This window comes from Candidatus Kuenenia sp. (assembly GCF_027493735.1).
In the GTDB taxonomy this organism is placed as follows: domain Bacteria; phylum Planctomycetota; class Brocadiia; order Brocadiales; family Brocadiaceae; genus Kuenenia; species Kuenenia stuttgartiensis_A.
Genome location: NZ_JAOSKF010000001.1, coordinates 125,160 through 146,328, shown reverse-complemented (window position 1 = coordinate 146,328; position 21,169 = coordinate 125,160). Strand labels below are relative to the sequence as shown.

General features: G+C 39.0%; 19 protein-coding genes. 16 read left to right on the top strand and 3 right to left on the bottom strand.

Annotated features, from left to right (window positions below):
* Positions 1 to 257: 257 nt before the first annotated feature.
* The gene (locus M5U24_RS00715; protein ID WP_099326353.1) at positions 258 to 449 is read right to left on the bottom strand and encodes a hypothetical protein; all 192 of its coding nucleotides are present in this window, start codon (positions 447 to 449) and stop codon (positions 258 to 260) included.
* Between the two features lie 224 nt (positions 450 to 673).
* Here M5U24_RS00715 and M5U24_RS00710 point away from each other — a divergent pair, with 224 nt between their 5' ends.
* The 3 genes from M5U24_RS00710 (at position 674) to M5U24_RS00700 (ending at position 2,905) form a co-directional block, all read left to right on the top strand.
* Positions 674 to 955, top strand: coding sequence for a hypothetical protein (locus tag M5U24_RS00710; protein WP_099326354.1), 282 nt, complete (start codon positions 674 to 676; stop codon positions 953 to 955).
* A gap of 3 nt (positions 956 to 958) precedes the next feature.
* Complete coding sequence (locus tag M5U24_RS00705; RefSeq protein WP_169703179.1) at positions 959 to 1,399, top strand: GatB/YqeY domain-containing protein; 441 nt, start codon at positions 959 to 961, stop codon at positions 1,397 to 1,399.
* A 156-nt stretch (positions 1,400 to 1,555) separates the two neighbouring features.
* On the top strand, positions 1,556 to 2,905 hold the full coding sequence (locus M5U24_RS00700) for a response regulator (RefSeq protein ID WP_298201305.1): 1,350 nt from the start codon (positions 1,556 to 1,558) through the stop codon (positions 2,903 to 2,905).
* On the opposite strand, the gene M5U24_RS00695 is transcribed toward M5U24_RS00700, so the two are convergent.
* Both M5U24_RS00695 and queA read right to left on the bottom strand, forming a co-directional pair.
* A complete protein-coding gene (locus M5U24_RS00695; RefSeq protein ID WP_298201304.1) occupies positions 2,877 to 4,646 on the bottom strand; it encodes an adenosylcobalamin-dependent ribonucleoside-diphosphate reductase in 1,770 nt (589 codons plus the stop codon). The two genes, M5U24_RS00700 and M5U24_RS00695, sit on opposite strands and share 29 nt — an antisense overlap.
* Before the next feature lie 404 nt (positions 4,647 to 5,050).
* Positions 5,051 to 6,154, bottom strand: coding sequence for a tRNA preQ1(34) S-adenosylmethionine ribosyltransferase-isomerase QueA (gene queA / locus M5U24_RS00690; RefSeq protein WP_230408010.1), 1,104 nt, complete (start codon positions 6,152 to 6,154; stop codon positions 5,051 to 5,053).
* A gap of 313 nt (positions 6,155 to 6,467) precedes the next feature.
* Between queA and mraZ the strand changes: the two genes are divergently transcribed.
* From mraZ to M5U24_RS00625, 13 genes are all read left to right on the top strand, one after another.
* Positions 6,468 to 6,908, top strand: a complete 441-nt coding sequence (gene mraZ, locus M5U24_RS00685) for a division/cell wall cluster transcriptional repressor MraZ (protein ID WP_099326359.1) — start codon at positions 6,468 to 6,470, stop codon at positions 6,906 to 6,908.
* A gap of 109 nt (positions 6,909 to 7,017) precedes the next feature.
* Positions 7,018 to 7,917 (top strand): 16S rRNA (cytosine(1402)-N(4))-methyltransferase RsmH, encoded by a 900-nt coding sequence (gene rsmH / locus M5U24_RS00680; protein WP_099326360.1) that lies wholly within the window; start codon positions 7,018 to 7,020, stop codon positions 7,915 to 7,917.
* Between the two features lies 1 nt (position 7,918).
* A complete protein-coding gene (locus M5U24_RS00675) occupies positions 7,919 to 8,284 on the top strand; it encodes a hypothetical protein (RefSeq protein WP_099326361.1) in 366 nt (121 codons plus the stop codon).
* Between the two features lie 417 nt (positions 8,285 to 8,701).
* The gene (locus M5U24_RS00670; RefSeq protein ID WP_099326362.1) at positions 8,702 to 10,417 is read left to right on the top strand and encodes a penicillin-binding protein 2; all 1,716 of its coding nucleotides are present in this window, start codon (positions 8,702 to 8,704) and stop codon (positions 10,415 to 10,417) included.
* A gap of 114 nt (positions 10,418 to 10,531) precedes the next feature.
* Positions 10,532 to 10,795: a hypothetical protein gene (locus tag M5U24_RS00665; RefSeq protein ID WP_230405681.1), complete on the top strand. Its 264-nt coding sequence runs from the start codon at positions 10,532 to 10,534 to the stop codon at positions 10,793 to 10,795.
* A gap of 26 nt (positions 10,796 to 10,821) precedes the next feature.
* Positions 10,822 to 12,291, top strand: coding sequence for a UDP-N-acetylmuramoyl-L-alanyl-D-glutamate--2,6-diaminopimelate ligase (locus M5U24_RS00660; protein ID WP_099326364.1), 1,470 nt, complete (start codon positions 10,822 to 10,824; stop codon positions 12,289 to 12,291).
* 13 nt (positions 12,292 to 12,304) lie between these two features.
* Entirely contained in the window at positions 12,305 to 13,753 is a 1,449-nt protein-coding gene (gene murF / locus M5U24_RS00655) for a UDP-N-acetylmuramoyl-tripeptide--D-alanyl-D-alanine ligase (RefSeq protein WP_172953492.1), read from the top strand.
* A gap of 21 nt (positions 13,754 to 13,774) precedes the next feature.
* Entirely contained in the window at positions 13,775 to 14,851 is a 1,077-nt protein-coding gene (mraY, locus tag M5U24_RS00650; RefSeq protein WP_230405680.1) for a phospho-N-acetylmuramoyl-pentapeptide-transferase, read from the top strand.
* A 24-nt stretch (positions 14,852 to 14,875) separates the two neighbouring features.
* The gene (ftsW, locus tag M5U24_RS00645; protein ID WP_157820683.1) at positions 14,876 to 16,075 is read left to right on the top strand and encodes a putative lipid II flippase FtsW; all 1,200 of its coding nucleotides are present in this window, start codon (positions 14,876 to 14,878) and stop codon (positions 16,073 to 16,075) included.
* A gap of 212 nt (positions 16,076 to 16,287) precedes the next feature.
* A complete protein-coding gene (murG, locus tag M5U24_RS00640) occupies positions 16,288 to 17,412 on the top strand; it encodes an undecaprenyldiphospho-muramoylpentapeptide beta-N-acetylglucosaminyltransferase (protein WP_099326368.1) in 1,125 nt (374 codons plus the stop codon).
* A 260-nt stretch (positions 17,413 to 17,672) separates the two neighbouring features.
* A complete protein-coding gene (gene murC / locus M5U24_RS00635) occupies positions 17,673 to 19,175 on the top strand; it encodes a UDP-N-acetylmuramate--L-alanine ligase (protein WP_099326369.1) in 1,503 nt (500 codons plus the stop codon).
* A 12-nt stretch (positions 19,176 to 19,187) separates the two neighbouring features.
* Positions 19,188 to 20,192: a D-alanine--D-alanine ligase gene (locus tag M5U24_RS00630; RefSeq protein WP_099326370.1), complete on the top strand. Its 1,005-nt coding sequence runs from the start codon at positions 19,188 to 19,190 to the stop codon at positions 20,190 to 20,192.
* Positions 20,173 to 21,093: a hypothetical protein gene (locus tag M5U24_RS00625; RefSeq protein ID WP_099326371.1), complete on the top strand. Its 921-nt coding sequence runs from the start codon at positions 20,173 to 20,175 to the stop codon at positions 21,091 to 21,093. The genes M5U24_RS00630 and M5U24_RS00625 overlap by 20 nt, the downstream gene beginning before the upstream one ends.
* Positions 21,094 to 21,169: the final 76 nt, after the last annotated feature.

Here is a 21,169-nt window from a genome sequence, read left to right as displayed (position 1 = left end):
AGTGTCCTTAAAGTATTACACCAAGGGGAAAACAGCTAAAGCAGGATTCTAAAATAAAAAGTGAATGGCGGGATGGGATAACGAGTGTCTTTGTAAAGTGTAAAAAAGACTGTCTTTTTGAAGAGATTATACTAATTTTTGCTGCCTGAAATAAAGCAGAGACACAAAATTTTGCGTCTCTGCTTTATTTGGGGGGCGAAGCATAAAACGTGGGGGGTTCTGGCTACAATCATATTGCAAAATTCACGAGTGTTGATTTAAGCGTCTACCTCAACGGGTAGTTCCATATTTTGCATTGAAGCTTGTACCAAGGCCTCTCTGTCAATATCATCTTCAGGCTGTTTGATTCTTTCGGCGTTTCTTTCAACAAATCGTATACCATCTGCCCTGTATTTTTCCTTCAACGTTTCGCACTTTGGACAATCTTCAGCCGTATATATGTATTTCATCGACACCATCCTTTGTATAAATATATTTGCAGGCTTTTCTCACTAACAAAATTTCAAGGTATTTTACTACAGGATAAAATAGTTTCAAGGTTAATTTTCTTGTATAAAATAAAAATATAATTACAATAAATCGTTTGCCGGTGCAAGATGCTGCAATGATAATTATTTGACTACAAAAGTTTTGTGTGCTATATTTCACCCTTACCAGGGAAGGGGTAATGGTTATGAGATTTATTGGATTGCTTATTGCTGCGGCGGTGGCTGTTTGGGTTTACATGGATGCCAAAAGTAAAGGATATAAAACCATTTCTGCCGTCGGATGGATGTTAGGTGCGTTTTTGCTTATGATCGTATTTTTGCCGTTGTATTTATTTACACGGCCAAAACAGTCGCAGGTGGAGATATTGACGCCTTGTAAATACTGTGGGAGACATTATGAGGGCAGCCCTGCGTATTGCCCCAATTGCGGGCATAAGGTTGAAGGGTATTCATTTAACGGGGAATAAACTATGGATTTAAATGAAAAGATCAAAGAAGATTTAAAATCTTCCATGAAAGCGCAGGATAAGATGAGAACCTCCGTCTTGCGTATGATGCTTGCGGATATAAAAATTGCAGAGACATCTGGCAAGCCAAGGGATCAGATAGATTATGCTGCAGTAGTTCAAGGGTATCAGAAAAAATTAAAAAAGACGCGGGAAGAGTATGAAAGGCTTTCGTTACCGGAAAAGACAAGAGAAATAGATAATGAGCTTGCTATCGTGGAGGAATATCTTCCAAAGCAGCTTTCTGATGAAGATGTTCAGAAAATTGTTGATGAAGTTGTTGACGAAAACAAATTTACCGGAAAAGAATTTGGCGTTGCAATGAAACTTATTATGAACAAATGCGGCGGAACAGCCGATGGGAAGAAGGTTCTAACGATTTTAAAACAAAAACTAGGTTGTTGAGCCGTCTTCTGTCATTGAACACCCGAAGGCAGTAACACAGCGCAGCAAGCCTCAACCAAAGATAATCTCCCCTTCTTTCGTGAGGAAGGGAAAAACCTTGCAGAAAAAGAAGTTTTTACACAGTAATAAAAGAAAAACTTTTTCTGAATATTGTCCATGCAAAATGAAAACTGGAAGGAATCGCTTCGGAATTTAGCGGCCGATGAACTTAGGAATATCAGGTCTTTTGTCGATGAATTAATTCAGGAATCAGAAGCAAAAGCAACCATCCCTGCAACAGCAGCAGCAGCAGAAATTGCACCTGTCATTGTTTACCCGCCAGACACACCTCAGAAATCAGGAGAAAGACGCACAGAGAAACGTTTTGATATGAAGATAAGTGGTACGTGTGCGATCCTAGATAGGAGCCTGAATGATTATTCAAATGAAGAAATACCCATTACTATTAAGGATGTTTCTCAGCACGGAATCAGGTTTATTATCAATCGTTCATTGTTGCCGTCAAACCATTTAATCATTAAATTCAGCTTATCTCCTGCCGGCGTTTCCGGCAATTTGTATCGAAAGCCGCAAAAGAAAATATCTGTGGAGGTAAGGAGGGTGCTAAAACGTTCCACTTCGTCCGGTGAAGAGTATGACATAGGCGCTTTATCTATAGACGAGGATTCTATGGAGAAATTGCAGGAAGAGGTTAATGGTATTGAGGTTATAAAAAAACGTTGTAAAATGAAGAAAGACCTGAAAATAATGGTGCTCTATACCAAGGAAACCCAATGCAGTGCAATTGAAAATATATTATCAAAGCAAGGGTATATTATTTTTGCGGTAAATCAAAAACACAATGCTATGAGTATATTACGCAAAAACAAATGCGATCTTCTTGTTACTGAATTTGAATCTGCAAAGATTAATGAGTATGAATTGTTAAAAGATGTAAAGACCGAATTTGCTGATTTGGGAATAATATTGGAAATAGACTCGGTAGATACATGGATAGACCTTTTATCATTTCGTTTGGATGAATATCTCATAAAAGGTTTTAATGAAAGAGAACTCACTATTGTTGTTGAAGTGGTTTTTAAAAAAATATTGTATAAAAATATGTTTCGTCAATATATTGAAAACGAAAAACGGTCGAATCAAAATCTACTGATTGTTAGCCTCAGAGATACAGTGAGAAAACAGCTTTATGAGATTACAGACCAAAAGGGTTTGAATACCATTTTTGTCATTAATACGGAACACGCATGGAATGTGTTAAATATGAACAAAATTGATTTTATGCTTTTAGACACTGAAATTACCGGTGAGGAGGGATTGGATTTTATTACAAAAGTAAAAAAATATTTCCCGCGTCTTTCAACTACGATACTGTCGGAAAACATTCGGGAACGTAGCAGTTATTTGATGGGTGGGGTGGATAATTTTATTGTGAAGCCAAATGATATGCAAAAATTAAAACAATATTGGGACTCAGCTATAACACAACGGTATTTTTGCCAATAAGATCTTTTGTGCATGCACATTCAAAGGAAAGCGCCTGTGACATTCTGCTCTTATCCCTGTAAATGGTTATTCCTTTACAACCGCTTCTGTATGCCAGCAGGAAGACCTTTTCCACATCCTCAGCGGTTGATTCTTTTGGAAAATTAATAGTTTTGGAAACGGCGTTATCGATATATTTTTGGCAGATAGATTGAATTTTTACGTGATATTCCGGTGAAATGTCTCTTGCCGTTGTAAATATTCTTTTTATATCATCTGGAATATAGGCAATATTTTGTATTGAACCCTCCCTTTTTACCTCTGCTAAAAGTTTATCAGTATACAGTCCTCTTTTTTTTGCAACGTTTTCAAAAAACGGATGGATTTCCGGTAATCCACCTTCAACGAGAACATTTCTTGTATATGCAATGGCAAACAGAGGCTCTATGCCGCTGGAACAATTGGCAATAATGCTGATAGTGCCTGTAGGCGCTATTGTTGTTCGTGTCGCATTTCTATATTTGGGGCCATTTTGCCGGGCATAAATACTTTTTTCATAGTTGGGAAACATACCGCGTTCTGATGCCAATCTCTCAGATGCTTCATTTGCTTTTCCGGAGAAGAATCTTAAAAGTTTATCAGTGAATCTCATGGCTTCTTCTGAATTATAGGAAATATTGAGTTTTATGAGAAGGTCTGCAAATCCCATGATCCCCAATCCTATTTTTCTGTTGCCTTTGGTTAACACTTCAATTTGAGGTAATGGATGCTTTGTTGCATCAATAACATTGTCAAGAAAGTGCACGGCAAGATGGATTGTTTTCTCCAATGTGTGCCAATTCATTTCGTAATGATCATTTTTGTATGTAGTCATTTGCGAAACATTGACCGATCCTAAAACACATGCTTCATAAGGCAGCAGGGGCTGTTCTCCACAGGGGTTTGTTCCCTCAATACTCCCAAGCAATGGGGTAGGATTGGCGGCGTTTATGGCATCAATAAATAAAACGCCCGGCTCGCCATTTTTCCATGCGGATTGTACGATTTCCTGAAAAAGCACTTTTGCCCTTATTGTTTTGACAACCAATTTCGTTCTCGGATTAATGAGGGGAAATGGTGCGTCATTTTCCACTGCTTCCATGAATGCATTCGTAATCCCGACAGAAATGTTAAAATTTGTCAAAACACCTTCAGTATTTTTTGCATGAATAAAATCAAAAATATCGGGATGATTTACGTTCAGCGCCGCCATATTTGCGCCTCGTCTGAAACCACCCTGGTTTATGGCCTCCGTCGCTTCATTGAAAACCTTCATAAAGGAAACAGGGCCGCTTGCCATACCACATGAAGCGCTTACAATATCATTTTTTGGTCTTATGCGTGAGAAACTGAAACCGGTGCCGCCCCCGCTTTTGTGGATTAATGCGGCTTGTTTTACGGTATCAAATATGCCTTCGATGGAATCTTCTACAGGCAATACGAAACATGCGAGCAATTGTTGCAGATGCCTGCCTGCGTTCATTAATGCAGGTGAGTTGGGCAAAAATTGCAGTGAGGTCATAAGGTGGTAAAACTCTTCTTCCATGGAAACAATATCAGCCTTTTTATTATAAATTAAATCAACCGAGGCGATATTTTTTGCCACTCTGCGAAACATATCTTCAGGCGATTCTATGATCTTGCCTAAGACATTTCTTTTTAAATATCTCTTTTCAAGCGTCAGTTTAGCGTTTGGAGATAAGAAAAGGATATTTTTATTCATATTTTTATTGAAAAAAGTAAATTATCGTAACATTTTAGTCTTTTGAAAAACGTATTACCTATAAGCTCCATAGGAGCAGCCTGTTTGTAGCAAAATAGGATATTATAACAGATATTAGCTCCGTTAGGAGCGACCTGTCTCTTGTAAACCCATATTAAACAGGTCTGCCTGAATATGGACAGGCCGCTCCTACGGAGCTATTTACTCTATTGAATTTTATTGTGCTACAAACAGACCGCCCCTAACGGGGCTACATGGTATTTTTTCTATACCGGGAATTTTTCAAAAAACTAAAGTGTTACAAATTATCTCTATTGCGGCATTTTATTCTTACGTTCTGCGCAAAAATATAATAAATTTTCACTCACAAAGTGTGGATAAGCTTTATGGTTAAGTCAACAGAATTAAATGATCAGCATACAGTCACCGTAGCTGTAAAAGCGATATCCCTCTTTTTTGGCAATTTCATAGGCGTTAAAAATTTGTTCCCTTCCTGCAAAGGCTGAAACTAATAAGAAAAGAGTGGTTTTCGGAAGATGAAAGTTGGTAATGAGCGCATCAACGTATTGAAAAGGATATGGCGGATATATAAACAAATCTGTATAACCAGAAAACTGATGTATGTTGTTATTCAATGCAATCGTTTCAAGCGTTCGGCATGACGTGCTTCCGGTTGCAATAATGCGTCCACCCCGGTTTTTGGTGATAGTTATTTTTGGGAGCAATTCTTTTGTATATTCGTAATATTCTTTATGCATACGGTGATTTTTTATCTCTTCCGTTTTGATAGGCAAAAACGTGCCTAATCCGACATGAAGCGTGACAAACGCGATATCTGTTCCGCTATTTCTTATTTTTCCCAAAACATCTTCGCTGAAATGTAATCCCGCCGTTGGGGCTGCGATAGCGCCTTCCTTTTGAGCGAACACGGTCTGATATCGTTCTGCATCCAGGGTGGAAAGTGTATTGTTTTTTTTAGGACGTTTTATATATGGAGGTAATGGCATTTCTCCGGTCCGGTGAATAAGTTCCCTTATATTCGCCCCGTTTTCTATCCGCAATATCCACGAGTTATCTTCATGTTTTACAAGTAAACAGGCTGAAACGGCGGCATTATCAAGATAAATCTTTTCTCCTTTCTTCAACAGCCCATTTGATTTTAGCAAAGCCTTCCAGTGATTACCTTCCAATTCTTCTATGAACAATAAATCTACATATGCCCCCTGAGGTTTTTTACCAGCTATCCGTGACGGAATAACCTTCGTATTATTCAACACGAGAAGATCTTCGGGGCGGAGGTAACCGGCAATTTCACTGAATCTGCGATGTTCTATCCTGCCAGAGCGGCGATATAGAACCAAAAGCCGCGCATTATCCCTTTTTTCCGTAGGTTTTTGGGCAATAAGTTCTTTTGGAAGATCGAAATCGTAATCGGATAATTTATGAGAAATGACAGAGACGTCAGGCATTCCGGTATTTAGCAATGAAAAACAGAAAATTAGAGGCACTTTGGTTTATTTACTTCATATTAAAAGACATCTAAGAAAATAACAATTAAAAAAAACAGTGTTCAATTATGGAAATTCATGAAAAAAAGAAAAACATACGCTAAATTTTAGGAAAAACATTCTTTTTTATTACTACAACATATAGTATCCGAACATGACAATATGACAACAATTTGGATAGATAGTTAATATTACGCGGATTATGCAGAAGCAAAGGGAAAAATATTTGTTGACAAAAAGAAAAAATAAGATAATTTCATAGCCACATAAGTGGTATAAAGTGGTATAAAGTGGTGAAAAGTGGGGAAAGCGTATGTTCACCGGAGAGTACCGACACACAATAGATACTAAAAACCGCCTTGCCATTCCGGCTTCTTTGCGTGAAAGCATTAACGAAGAAGTTGAGGGGAAAGGGTTTTATATAACGCGGGGCCTCGATACATGTCTCTTCATGTACACCCCTAAAGAATGGCAAGGTGTTGTTTCCAAAATAGAACAATCCTCTTTTACGAATAAAAAGGCGCGACAATTTCAGCGTCTTTTTTTCTCTAAAGCCCAACACATTAGCGTAACGGATCCTCATGGTCGCATATTAATTCCTCAGTACCTCAAAGAAATTGCGAATATACAGAAAAATGTTGTTATTGTGGGTGTGAACAACCGGATTGAAATATGGGATGAAAAAAACTGGAGCGACTTTGAATCGGAAACTAACGAGGAATATGAAGAAATTGCAGAAGATTTATTCCAGTAAGCATGACTTTCCTTATAACCGATGAATGGCAGAAACGCATTATAATCACTGTGAAATCTATGAGATATTCCGGGATTGAACCCACGCAGGTTTTTAATGAAAATATCATATGTATGTTAAAAAAGATAATCTGCTTCATGAGCCTGTTATGGTTGACGAGGTGTTGGAATACCTGTGTTTGCAGCCGGGGAGCATTATTCTGGATTGCACGGTAGGAGGTGGAGGGCATGCAGGTAAAATAATGGACAGGATTAAACCTGATGGTTGTTTGATTGGTATTGATAAGGATTTTGATATGTTAAATATGACAAAAGAGTGTTTATCGGACAGAGGATGCCCATTTAAATTGTATCATGCCGATTATGTTGATGCAGATGAAGTATTGCGGCAGGCTGGCATTGACGGAGTTCATGGTGTACTTCTCGACCTGGGTGCTTCTTCATTGCAGTTTGATAGCGCAGAGCGCGGATTTAGTTTTTCTAAAGAAGGCCCGCTTGATATGAGAATGGACCGGACGGCTTCTTTTATGGCGCAGGATTTATTACGTAAGATATCTGAACGGGATTTGCAGGCATTGTTAAAAAAATATGGGGAAGAACGTTGGTCAAAAAGAATTGCAAGGCGGATAATAAAAGAAAGAAGTGTATCCGGATTAAAGTCAACAACACAGTTAGCAAGGATAATAGAACGTGCTGTGCCATCTATGAGACACAGAATTCATCCTGCAACAAGGGTCTTTCAGGCGTTGAGAATAGCAGTTAACAAAGAATTGGAAAGTTTGGAAAAATTTTTGAATAAGATTCATTTTTCTATGGTAAAAGGTGCGCGTATTGCCGTCATAAGCTTTCATTCACTGGAAGATAGAATTGTGAAAAACAGTTTTATAGAGATGGAAGATAAAAATATTTTTCACATAATAACCAAAAAACCATTAAGGCCGGGTGCTTCTGAAATAGAAAGAAATGCGAGGAGCAGAAGCGCAAAACTCAGAGTTGCAGAAAGGATTTAACATGGAGATGTTCAGATGGTTGGTAATGTTTGCTATTATAATAACGATGGCGGTGTTGGTTGTATGGGAGAGAAATAAAACCATTGAAACAGGATATCAGATTGCACAACTGCAAAAAGATTTTAATGAGATGTCTGAAAGAAACAAAAACCTCAATTATTATGTGCAGAAATTAAAATCACATGAGGTGATTGTAGATAAGGTAAAAACCTATCAACTGGCGCTTTTACCTAAAGAATATTTTCAGAACAGCGTGGTTGCCGGGAATATAAAGGAAAATGTGGGGCGGGATGCAAAAACAATTATGGCCGGTAATTTATATACACAAAAAGAACAAGTATTGAAGGGTAGTGTGCTCCATAACTAGTATAACGTTTCATTAAAATATCTACATTGATACCGTCATTGCGAGCGACAGCGAAGCAATCTTAAGTTTTTTGTGAACAAGAGATTGCTTCGTCGCGCCACTCCTCGCAATGACATTTTTTCACGTGCACATTTTAACGAAACGATGTACTAGAGATGGTTAAAGGTGAGAATTTTTCAGGAGATAGTAAAACGGTAAGATGTTATTAGTATTTGTCTGTTCAGCAGTTGGCAGTCTACAATCGGTAATCGGCAAAAGTGACCATTGCCGCCTGAGGATTGAGGATTGAGGACTGAGGATTGATATTTGAACTTATTTTATTGCCTTCCTCCCGAACGCTTTCGGGGAAAGTTTTTTTTCTCGAAAGCGTTCGTAAATTTCTAAAGGTATTTTTTTCTATTCTAAGGAAAGCCGGTTATGTATTTTAAAAACATGCACAGGTTTTGGACGAATACGATAGGCTTTATGCTTATTTTGGTTTTCATAGGGTTGGCAGTAAATTTATGCCGTATACAGGTACTTGAGCATGATAAATATTTGAAACTGGCCAAAGCACAACAAAGCAAGAAGGTAGCCTTATCTGCAAGAAGGGGTTTGATATTGGATAGAAATGGCAGGAAGCTTGCGGAATCTTTACGTGTCGGCTCTGTTTATGCAAACCCTTCTGCAATTAAAGACGTTTCTTTAGTCGCCAGCCACTTAAGCAAGGTCTTACACCTTAATCCCTCAAAAGTATCAGCAAAACTCGAAAAAGATAAAAAATTTGTCTGGATAAAGAGAAGGGTCAGCGATGAGGAATTGAAAGAGATTCGGAAGCTCTCCTTGCAAGGTGTGTATATTGAGCATGAGTATCAGCGTTTTTATCAAAATGGCCCGTTAGGAAGCCATGTTATCGGGTTCACGGATATCGATGAAAATGGTCTTGAAGGTATTGAATTGTCATGCAATCAAGCGTTGCAAGGTGAGCCTGGTTATAAAAGGATGTACCGCGATGCCCAGCAAAGCAATATTTTAACGGCAGACACAGAGATGCGGCGTCCAAGGCATGGAAACAATGTTATGCTGACAATTGATGCGAATATTCAGCGTTTTGCCGAAGAGGAATTGGAGAATCTTGACAAAACATGGTCGCCTGCCTCTGCTACGGCGATTGTGATGGATATAAGCACCGGAGAAATACTTGCCATGGCGAATCTGCCGGCATATGATTTAAATAATGTTGGTAAATATCCTGCGAGAGCAAGGAAAAATCTGGCAGTCACTGATTATTATGAACCGGGTTCAATAATAAAACCGATTGTGCTGGCCGGCATATTTGAAAATAAACTTGCCAGGCCGAATGATATGATTAACTGTGAAAATGGAAGATATGTAATGGGGAAAAGAATATTGCACGATTCGCACCGCTACGACACCCTTACTGTTGCAGAAATTGTTACCCATTCCAGTAATATTGGGATGGCAAAGTTGGGTATGCGCATGGGAATCGAAAGGATGTATCGTCACCTTGAACAGTTTAATTTTGGGAATAAGTCTGGTATTGAGTTATCCGGAGAACAGGGGGGGATTTTTCGTCCCATGAAAAGCTGGTCGAAACAATTTTCTTTAGTATCGGTTTCGATTGGCCATGAAATTGCTGCAACACCGCTTCAGTTTGTCACTATATTTAGCAGTATTGCAAATGGCGGCCTGCTGTTAAAACCAGTAATAATAAAGTCGATTACCGGCAATGACGGCAAGGTTAAAGAAGAATATCCTGTACCTCAGGTTGTCAGGCGTGTAATGAGTGAAGAAGTTGCCCGTGATTTATTAAATCCTATATTAGTTGATGTCGTGAGAAATGGCACAGGAAAGAGGGCTTTTTTAGCGGAATATGAGGTTGCCGGAAAAACAGGAACGTCCCAAAAGGTTAACAAGAGCGACGGACGTTATTCGCGCAATAAATATATCGCTTCCTTTGTCGCATATGCTCCGGCGGATAATCCCCGTATTTGTGTATTAATAATGGCTGACGAACCAAAAGGTGCTTATTATGGCGGCACTGTTGCGGCTCCGTCAGTGCGGGAAATTATCAAAAAAACGCTGCAGTATCTTGAGGTAGAGCCATTAAAATTAAAAATGGCTATGCACTGACTATTGGCACTACGAAAAAAGGAAGGAGGTGGTAGTTATATGATGTTATATCTAAAATAATGGTAAATATATTTGTTATAATTATAGCGCTTAGGAGAGAGGGGAGGAGGAGCAATGATGGGACCGAAGGATTTAAACAAGAAAAATTTTATTTTATGGTATAGTTTGTATGCTTCTCAAAAAGAATTAGAAATTGCGAGGTCGAGTAATAGAGAAGCGCTGCATAGGCTTTTAAAGGAATATGCAGAGGAGGTTGACAGGGTAGACAGTACCAAGCGTTTATACGAACGGATTGTTCAGCCGCAGAGTCTGAGTACACAAGGTTTCGATGGCGTACTGAGAATTGATTGTTTTTCAGGTAATGAAAAAAACATTTAGTTTGATGGGTTTTTGAAGGTCGCAAAATGAAATTAAGTGAGATTTGTGCTGTTTTAGAAAAATATAAGTGCAATTCCTTTACGGAGAAAGTCGTTTTAGGGCTAACACACGATTCCCGTAAAGTTAAAGAGGGGTATATTTTTGTTGCTATAAAGGGCTATAAATCTGATGGTCACGATTTTATTTCAATGGCAATAGAGAAAGGAGCTATTGCCGTAGTTGCGGAGAAAGGTGTTGACTATGTTATAAATGTTCCGCAAATTGTTGTGCCGAATGCCCGACGGGCGCTTTCTCTTCTGAGTGAATATTTTTATGGCTATCCTTCTTCAAAAATGACAATAGTAGGTATTACCGGAACGAATGGCAAGACAACTACTTCGTTTTTTACGAAGTCTATCATAGAATCTTCCGGCAATAAGGCAGGGTTAATAGGAACGATATATTACCAATTAGGGAGCAGGATTATCCCTGCGAATGAAACTACCCCTGAATCCGTTGATATACAATCACATCTTTCAGATATGCTTAACAACAATATACGATATGCGGTAATTGAGGCAAGTTCTCACGCACTTTCGCAGCACAGGCTGGACGGAGTGCATTTCCGTTCTGCTGTTTTTACCAATTTGTCTGCGGAACATCTCGATTATCATGAAAATATTAAAAATTACAGAGAAGAAAAAATTAAATTGATGAGGGGATTAGATGAAAATGCGTCTGCGGTTTTAAATGCCGACCATACTTCAAGCAAATATTTTGCAAAGAGTACTGTCGCACAAATAGTGTGGTATGGGATAAAAGATACGTCTGCACACGTGAGAGCAGAGATAATAAATATGGGGGTTAACGGAACAAGGTTTTTATTGATTTCTCCCTGGGGAAAGGAAGTTATTCACTTAAAATTAACAGGCAATCATAATGTTTATAATGCACTGGCAGCCGCAACGACGGGGTTTTGTCTCGGTTTTGATATGGAAATAATAAGAAAAGGCCTTGAATCTTTAAATAACGTTCCTGGCAGGCTGGAAAAACTGGACTACGGTCAGGATTTTCATGTCCTTATTGATTATGCACATACGCACGATGCGTTACAGGTAGTTTTAGAGACTCTTAGAGGCATTGCAGCCAGGAGGATTATTTTAGTATTTGGCTGTGGCGGAGACAGGGATAAAGGGAAAAGGGCAAAGATGGGGCATATCGCAGAAAAATATTCAGATTTATTTTGGATAACAAATGATAATCCCCGTTCTGAAGACCCGCTTAATATAATACGTGAAATACAGAGGGGAATAAAACGGGATTCATGCTATAAAGTTCAACTGGATAGAAAAGTTGCAATAGAAGAAGCACTCCTTGAGGCGAAAAAGGGCGATGTCGTCGTTATTGCAGGAAAGGGTCACGAACGTTGCCAGATATTGAAAGACAAGAGTATTCCTTTTGATGACTGTGAAGTGGTAAAGCAGGTATTATCCGGCACTATGGTATCTCAAAATTAGACGATGAATGAAAATGGACGCAATTTCTCTTGAAGAAGTGATACAAGCCGTTAACGGGAAAGCGATATCGAATGTCAGTGGTTTAATGGTGAATGGCGTTTCTGTTGACAGTAGAAACGTCCATAAGGGCAATGTGTTTTTTGCTATAAAAGGCGACCACTACGACGGGCGTCAGTTTATTGAGCAAGCCTTTGATGCGGGTGCAATTGGTGTGGTGGTATCAAAACAAGGTGGAATTGATATTAGCGGCAAGTGCCTTCCTCTGATTTTGGTAGATGATGTTAAAACCGCATTGGGCGATTTAGCAAGACATTACCGCCGGAAATTAAATGCAAAGATCATAGGTATCACAGGAAGTAATGGCAAAACCACCACCAAAGAGATGTTATATCACCTGCTTTCTCATTTTGCCCCGGTAGTAAAACCACAAAAGAGTTTTAATAATTTTATCGGTGTTCCTCTGACTATATTTGAAATTGAGTCAAAACATAAATACGGAATACTCGAAATGGGTACAAATGCTCCGGGAGAGATATTGCGTCTTTCGGAGATTGGTTTACCCGATATAGCGGTAATCCTGAATATTTCCAAAACACACCTGGAAGGATTAGGGAGTATTGAAGGCGTCGCATTGGAAAAGGGGGATATAGTAAAAAATCTGAAAGAAAACGGAGTTTTTGTATATAACGCCGATAACCCGTTGTGCTGTGAAATTGCGGATAAATTCGGGGGCAATAAGATAAGTTTCGGCTTAGGTCAGAATGCGCAAATAAGGGGTACTGATGCAAAGAAAAAAGGCAACGGTTCTGTGTTTACAATTGATATTGATTACAATACCTTTCGCCTCTGTGGGGTCAAGGGGGGAGGACGCAGGCAATTTGAAATACAACTTCAGGTTCCAGGTCATCATAATATTAGCAATTGTCTGGCTTCGTTTGCGGTCTGCCATGCGCTTGGCCTCGATATAAGTGGACTTTATAATGCCTTTCTCTCATTTAAAATGCCCGATATGAGAATCGATTCTCAGCAGATAGGCAATGTTACCTTTATTAATGATGCTTACAATGCAAACCCGGAATCCGTTTTTGCCGCCTTGAAATATTTTGAAGAAATTGATGCTGCAGGGAGGAAGATATTCATTTGCGGAGATATGTTGGAACTTGGGAAAGAATCACATGCCCTGCATAAAGAATTGGGGGAAAAGGCGTCAACGCTTAATCTGGATTTATTATGGACGGTAGGCAAATATGCATCTGATATTGCAGGCGCGGCAAAAGATGGCGGCATGGACGTGGAAAAGGTGTTAAGTTTTCGGAGTCTGGATGACATCACGGAATATGACATGGGTGAATTCAGGGAAAATGATGTAATACTTATTAAAGGTTCCAGGGGTATGCACATGGAAACTATCATTGATAAATATCGGGAATATTTCTCTCCGCGTGTACTTACTCATAACTGATTTTATTTAAGAGGGCATGGATTGTTATACGGTTTATTGTATTCAATGTTTTCGTTTGAAATATTCAGGTTCATCTCCTTTCGTTCCTGCCTGGCGGCATTTACGGCATTTTTAATAAGCATTATTTTCGGCCACTGGTTTATCAGGAAATTTCGCGCCTTGAATTATGGAGAAGACACTACGAAGACGGATTCTGAAGAATTGAAAAAATTGCACTTTTCAAAAAAAAATACACCAACAATGGGCGGTATTGTTGTTTTGGTTTCAATATTAGTTGCTACGCTATTTTGGTGTAATATTTACAATATTTACGTTTTGTTATTGATGTTTACATTGATCTGGTTTGGCGTAATCGGTTTTATTGATGATTACATCAAGCTTACACAAAAGAACTCGTCCGGCCTGACAGATATATCAAAATTATTATTCCAGTCTGCCTTGGGGCTTATCCTTGGGTTGATATTATATTTTTATTCCAGCAAGTTTACATGGGGCACTCAGTTGATGATTCCGTTAATTAAGGATTTGAGGCCGGAACTGGGACCTTTTTATGTAATAATAATCACTTTTTTTATTGTAGGTATGTCAAATGCCGTGAATATAACGGATGGCCTGGATGGATTGGCAATAGGATGCAGTATAATTGCAGGCATCTCCCTTGCCATTATTGCGTATATTTCCGGCAGGGTTGATTTTAGTGAATATTTAAGAGTTCCTTACATTCCCGGCGCCGGTGAATTGAGTATTTTCTGCGCCGCACTGGTAGGGGGCGGTATGGGGTTTTTATGGTACAACAGTTATCCCGCACAAATTTTTATGGGAGATACAGGTTCTCTGGCGCTAGGTGGGATGCTTGCCTTGGTAAGTATTATCGTAAAACAGGAAATATTGATGATTGTTATAGGGGGTGTTTTTGTTGCGGAGGCAGTATCGGTACTTATGCAGAGATATTTTTTTAAAATTACGAAGAAAAGAATCTTCCTGTGCGCCCCTTTGCATCATCACTTTCAATTTGCGAAATGGCCTGAATCGAAAATTACCCTTAGGTTTTGGATAATTGCAGCGTTGCTGTCAGTATGTAGTTTTATGCTTTTGTGATTCAATTTAATCGGGAGAGATATTTTGAAATCATGGCACTGTCTCGTATATATTGTCGTTGCGCTACTGGGTTTTAGTATTGTCACTGTTTATAGTACTGACACTACAATGTTTGCGGCAGATAGCAATGGTTATCAATTTGCCAAACATCTTTTATGGATAGTATTAAGTTTGGTGGTGTTAATTGCTATGTCATATGTCGATTACCGGCATTTACAGAAATTAACGTATCCGATTATTGCGGTATCAGTGATTAGCCTTATACTTGTGCTGTTGCCAGGTGTTGGAACGGTAGCCAACGGCGCGAGAAGATGGATCAGATTGGGAGGTATTGCGGGTATTCAGCCGTCTGAATTTGCAAAATTGGCGACGATTATATTTATATCGAATTATATAGCCAAAAATCATAATCACATGCATAGCTTTAAAAGTGGGTTTTTAATACCTCTGGGGTTCATAGCGATGATGGGCGGGCTAATACTCATGGAACCCGACTTTGGTACAGCGGCGTTTATCGTTATACTGTCAATATTGATGTGCATGGTGGGGGGGACGCGGATTATTTTTATCTTTTTTACTTTACTTGCGTCGGCGCCGTTTATCTACGAATTGATTTTTAGTGTTACGTATAGAAAAATACGATTTACCTCATTTCTCGATCCATGGCAGGACCCGCAGGGAACGGGCTATCATGTAATACAATCGTGGATTGCCCTTGGTTCCGGGGGGCTGACAGGCCTGGGACTCGGCAATAGCAAACAAAAACTGTTTTTCTTACCGGAAAGCAGCAGTGACTTTATATTTACCGTTATCGGGGAAGAATTTGGTTTTATTGGGGGAATGACAATTATTGTTCTTTTTTCATTACTGCTATGGCAGGGGTTGAGAATTGTCAGCAGGACTAAGGATGTGTTTGGTTTCTTTTTAGGACTTGGCATTACCATGATGTTTGGTTTGCAGTCAATTATGAATATTGCAGTTGTTTCCGGTATTATACCGACAAAAGGTATTCCCTTGCCGTTTCTAAGTACAGGGGGTTCTTCTTTGTTATTTTCAATGCTTGGCATAGGGATTTTGGTTAATATTGCGAAACAATCTTTAAGGTGTGATGCAGACAAACTATTGAACGGTGAAGCGAAAGAAAAACTATCCGTTAATGAAAGGTTTTTCCCCGTGAGAATTACCGGTAAAATAATTTCTAAGATATCCGCATTTTCATGGTAGTTGTTAAAAAAAATTATAATATCCATCGGAGTTGTTAAAAAGGGGAACCACAGATTACACAGATTAAAAAATTCGTCACAAGCTTACAATTACCAATGACGAAAACAGAAATAAAAGATATTCTTTCGCTCTCGTTTCAAGGTTCCGGCTTGGGACGAGCGTTTTTAAATGTTTAATTATTGATGGCAATTATTGAAAATAGAGGTTGAGAAATGAGAATAATATTTGCGGGTGGCGGTACAGGCGGCCACCTTATTGCTGGAATTAGCGCTGCAGAAGAGATTCGCATGAGATTCCATAATGCAGAAATTATGTTTTGCGGCACGGAGAAAAAGTTTGAAGAGGAATATGTTGTACAACAAGGGTTTCGGTTTCAGAAAATACATGCAAAAAAATGGGAAAGATCATTTAAGGGGATTTTTGTATTCCTTAGAATGGCAATTTTAGGGGTGATTGAATCTCTTTTCCTGCAGCGAAAATTCAAGCCTGATATTGTAGTAGGGTTGGGGGGATATGCTTCTTTTGCGCCAATTATTGCGGCAAAATTACTGTGCATCCCTTCCGTATTGCTTGAACAAAATGTGGTGCCAGGTAAGGCGAATTTGTTTTTGGCAAGATGGGCGGATGAGGTGTGTTGCCATTGGCGTTCTTCTCTCAAATGGTTTGCAAAGGCAAAGAAGGTAAATGTTACCGGGACGCCTATCCGTAAGGGAATAGTGTCTGGCAGGAAGAAGAACTATTATGAAAAATTTGGTTTCGATAGCGCAAAATATACCATTGTAGTCACTGGTGGAAGCCAGGGCGCACAGGCAATTAATGAGGTTATGGTGAAAAGTCTACATAAACTGGAACCGTTTTCAGAGAAGATACAAATAATTCACTGTGCGGGCGAGCATGGATATGAATGCGTAAAAAAAGGATACAGGCAAACAAAGATTAATTCTTTTGTATGTAGTTTTCTAAATGAAATGGATGCGGCGCTTAATATAGCAGATATTGTTATATGCAGGGCAGGTGCAACAACAATTGCTGAAATTACCGCAATTGGTATTCCAGCTATTCTTATACCCTACCCTTACGCCGCCGATAATCACCAATACTGGAATGCAGTTGAAGTGGAGAAAAACGGCGGTGGATATTTATTGCCACAGATTGATTTAACGCCTGAAAAGATTGTTGAAATTATTATTGACCTTATCAGAAACAAGGAAAAATACGAGAGAATGAAGATGTTTAGTAAAGAAATGGGGCGTCCGAATGCCTCTGTTTGTGTTGTAGATACGATAAGCAGACTAATTAGCTACAGGGAGACGCGAGTAGCATTGCTCGCCAGATAACTCCTTTTTGGTAACACTTTAGCTTTTTGAAAAATTCCAATAATAGCGATGTTTGCCGTATAGTATAGGGGGCGAAGCATTTGCTACGAATAGTTATAAATGCGTTCATGCTCAAACGGACAAATGCTTCGCCCCTACTTTTTTTGTGAAAGAAGAACAAAATCCTGGTACGTGATTTTTGCTGTTAAAATAAGCAAAACCCATGTTTCAAAAAATAGTTTTAAAGTGGAGAAACGTGTATACAACATACAACAAAAACAATGGATATATCCTTAGCGCATACAACATCATCAGTTAATAACAGATTTTTTAATTACAAGCCTTTGCGCGGAAACCGTGTTTATTTTATCGGGATTGGCGGGAATGGGATGAGTGCGCTTGCACGTATTCTTGTGAGTGAAGGGTGTATTGTTGCCGGTTCTGATATTCTGCTATCGCCGCTTATTTCTTCACTGGAAAAAATAGGAGTGACGGTTAACTCAAAACAAGATGGAAGTATGATGTCATTGGAAACTGATATGGTGATAGTTTCTGCCGCGATTCAGGAGGGCAATCCGGAACTGAAAGTCGCAAGACAATTGGGCATTAAGGTGGTAAAATACTCTCAAATACTTGGCTCTTTAATGCAGGAAAAGAGAGGCATTGCAATTAGCGGTACACATGGAAAAACAACCACCAGCGCAATGATTTCCACTATTTTAAAAAAAGCGGAATTGGATCCTACCTATGTTATCGGTGGAGAAGTCCCTGATATCGGAGGAAATGCTCATTTAGGCAAGGGGAATTTGTTTGTGGCAGAGGCCTGTGAGTATAATAGTTCATTCCTCGACCTGGTTCCTTCCATAGGAGTGATTACAAATATAGAGGAAGACCATTTAGACTATTATGGCAATCTTGAGGAAATAGTAAATGCTTTTGGACATTTTGCAAACCTGATAGCAAAAAATGGTTTGTTAGTAGTGAATGATGACGACAGAAATGTTGCAGTTGCTGCGAAAAGATCCGTTTGTAAGAGAGAAACTTACTCACTACGGCATACTTCTCATTGGTATGCAAAAAAGATTCTTCCTACTACTCAGGGTATAAATAAATTCAGGGTTTACAATAGAGGCAAAATCTTCGGCGATTTTTGGTTAAAGATTCCAGGGTCGCATAACATATTGAATGCACTTGCCGCTATTGCCGTTTGTACATCTATTGGCGTTGATAAAGAAATTATAAAAACTTCATTGGAGTCTTTTAAAGGTGCAAAAAGGCGTTTTCAAATTGTTGCCATAAAGAATAATATTACAATAATTGATGATTATGCTCACCATCCCACGGAAATAGACGTCACCCTGAAAGCAGCGCGCGAGCTTTATCCCGCAAGAAAAATATGTTGTGTGTATCAACCGCATCAGTATAGCAGAACAAGGCATTTGTTGAAAAAACTCTCGGAATCGTTTTATCTTGCAGATAAAGTAGCGCTGGCAGATATTTATGAGTCACGCGACAATGATTTTGAAAAAACTTCAATTAGTTCATTAAAATTGTATGAAGAAATTCGCAAAACAGGCGTCGATATACAATATTATCCGCAAATGGAATACATTACAGACATGCTTTGTTTGAATGCGAAGCCTGGAGATGTTATTATTACGATGGGTGCGGGCGATATTTGGAAAGTGGCGCATGAACTTGCGGAAAGAATAGGAACAACATATAGTGCAGAAAAAAAGAATCAGGGGGCGTATTGCAATACGCCCCTACCGGGAATACTATAAAGCAGGCATAAAATGAGAACACGAAATATTGCAGTACTGATGGGGGGCGTTTCTCCTGAGCGTGAAATATCTTTAAGATCGGGTAATGCCGTAGCAAAGGCGCTAAAAGATGCGGGAAACAATGTTATTTGTATTGATGTAAAGGATGAAGACATAAAAGAACTCGATCATGAGGAGATTGATGTCGCATTCATTGCATTACACGGTTACTTTGGAGAAGACGGGGGGGTTCAGCAGCTTTTGGAAGTAAAAGGCATTCCCTATACAGGTTCAGGGGTTAACGCCAGCAGGATTGCCATGGATAAGGTGGAATCGAAACGATGTTTTTTGTATGCCGGACTCAAGACGCCGGAGTATTTCTTGCTAAAGAAACCCGTAAATCTGGCAGAGATAGAGCAAGAGATTCAAGAGTTTGGTTTGCCAGTAGTAATAAAACCAACGAACGGCGGCTCGAGCATAGGGGTATCCATAATTAAAGAGGGCAACAATTTTCATTATCATGTTGGAGAAGCATTAAAGTGTGGCGATGAAGCGTTTGTTGAAAGATATGTATCTGGCAGGGAGTTTACGATTGGAATACTGGATAGCAGGTCATTGCCAATTATAGAGATTTGTGTAGCAGATGATTTTTTTGATTATAATGCGAAATACAATAGCGGTAAAACAAGATATTTTGTAATAAATAAAACCTTTGAAAACAAAACAAACATATTGAATACCCCTTGTTGCGATGTTGGTTTTCTGGATGCTGCGTTGTATGATAAAGCTCAGGAATTGGCTATTGAGGCACACAATGCTATAGGTTGCAGAGGGTTTTCCAGAGTGGATATTTTGCTGGATAATAAGAATGATTTTTACATATTGGAAGTCAATACAATCCCGGGTTTTACAGAAAAAAGCTTATTGCCGATGGCGGCAAGGGCAGCAGATATTTCTTTCACATCATTATGTGAAAAAATTGTCGATCTTGCTTCACAAAAGAATTTTGTAAGTATAGATGGGTCGATTAAAAATTAAAAAATCTCTGAACCACACATTTACATTCAAATCTCTTGTGCCGTCTATTTTTGAAAAACTTCATTGGTTCCATCGGCAGCTATACCCCTTTTTATTAAAATTTGCGGGAGTGGTTTGTATTGTAATTTTTACCATTTGGGGACTAAAGGAAGTATGGAATACACTCACCGATTTAAGTATATTTAAAGTGAATCCTGCTACTTTGACATTTAATGTACCGCCATGGATGGATAATCGTTTTTCCGAAGATATAAAACAAGTAGAGGCATTGCATCGCCATTATAGTTTATATGAAAGGGACATAGCGAATAGGATAGCAACGATATATGGCGATATGGTAGTGATTAAAAAAGTCGATGTGGTAAAGCGTGTATTTCCCAATAAACTCAACATCAGGTTTACGATGCGCAGGCCGTTTGCTTTGATAAAAAAAGGGGAGAATTCTTATCTTGTTGATGAAGAAGGGGTATTGTTGCCAAAAGAATATTATAAATTCTCTGATGTCGATTATATAAGCCCTTACATTCAAAGCAGAAGGTTATCCAGGCTGCCATTGCCGGGAAAAGAGTGGAATGATAAGAAGATAAAGGCAGGAGTAGCATTGGTGAAATTTCTCAGGATAAATAACATACACAACCTCTTTGGAATTGTAACTGTGGATGTAACAAATGTGCATAGAGAGAAATATTCCCGGGGAAGTGATATTATTTTGTGGACGGAAAACAATACCCAGATTCGTTGGGGCTGCTCTTCATTATTCAAGTCTCCGGATGAGCTCACCGACGAAGAGAAACTTCAAAATCTCTTGAGTATTGCAAAGATTGAGGGTACGAGCTTGAAACAAATGGAGTACGTTGACGTGAGATGGAGCAAACCTGTCGGCAAAAGATGGGGAAACTAAAAGGCACAAGGGGGGGTAAAATTATTTGACATTTCATGCTATGGTGATAAAATTTACTAGGTTTTTTTAAGTGATT

Excerpts from the sequence above, each read along its gene's own strand:
- M5U24_RS00715 (WP_099326353.1), bottom strand. The coding sequence starts at position 449 with ATGAAATACATATATACGGCTGAAGATTGTCCAAAGTGCGAAACGTTG.
- M5U24_RS00710 (WP_099326354.1), top strand. The coding sequence starts at position 674 with ATGAGATTTATTGGATTGCTTATTGCTGCGGCGGTGGCTGTTTGGGTT.
- M5U24_RS00705 (WP_169703179.1), top strand. The coding sequence starts at position 959 with ATGGATTTAAATGAAAAGATCAAAGAAGATTTAAAATCTTCCATGAAA.
- M5U24_RS00700 (WP_298201305.1), top strand. The coding sequence starts at position 1,556 with ATGCAAAATGAAAACTGGAAGGAATCGCTTCGGAATTTAGCGGCCGAT.
- M5U24_RS00695 (WP_298201304.1), bottom strand. The coding sequence starts at position 4,646 with ATGAATAAAAATATCCTTTTCTTATCTCCAAACGCTAAACTGACGCTT.
- mraZ (WP_099326359.1), top strand. The coding sequence starts at position 6,468 with ATGTTCACCGGAGAGTACCGACACACAATAGATACTAAAAACCGCCTT.
- rsmH (WP_099326360.1), top strand. The coding sequence starts at position 7,018 with ATGTATGTTAAAAAAGATAATCTGCTTCATGAGCCTGTTATGGTTGAC.
- M5U24_RS00675 (WP_099326361.1), top strand. The coding sequence starts at position 7,919 with ATGGAGATGTTCAGATGGTTGGTAATGTTTGCTATTATAATAACGATG.
- M5U24_RS00670 (WP_099326362.1), top strand. The coding sequence starts at position 8,702 with ATGTATTTTAAAAACATGCACAGGTTTTGGACGAATACGATAGGCTTT.
- M5U24_RS00665 (WP_230405681.1), top strand. The coding sequence starts at position 10,532 with ATGATGGGACCGAAGGATTTAAACAAGAAAAATTTTATTTTATGGTAT.
- M5U24_RS00660 (WP_099326364.1), top strand. The coding sequence starts at position 10,822 with ATGAAATTAAGTGAGATTTGTGCTGTTTTAGAAAAATATAAGTGCAAT.
- murF (WP_172953492.1), top strand. The coding sequence starts at position 12,305 with ATGGACGCAATTTCTCTTGAAGAAGTGATACAAGCCGTTAACGGGAAA.
- murG (WP_099326368.1), top strand. The coding sequence starts at position 16,288 with ATGAGAATAATATTTGCGGGTGGCGGTACAGGCGGCCACCTTATTGCT.
- murC (WP_099326369.1), top strand. The coding sequence starts at position 17,673 with ATGGATATATCCTTAGCGCATACAACATCATCAGTTAATAACAGATTT.
- M5U24_RS00630 (WP_099326370.1), top strand. The coding sequence starts at position 19,188 with ATGAGAACACGAAATATTGCAGTACTGATGGGGGGCGTTTCTCCTGAG.
- M5U24_RS00625 (WP_099326371.1), top strand. The coding sequence starts at position 20,173 with ATGGGTCGATTAAAAATTAAAAAATCTCTGAACCACACATTTACATTC.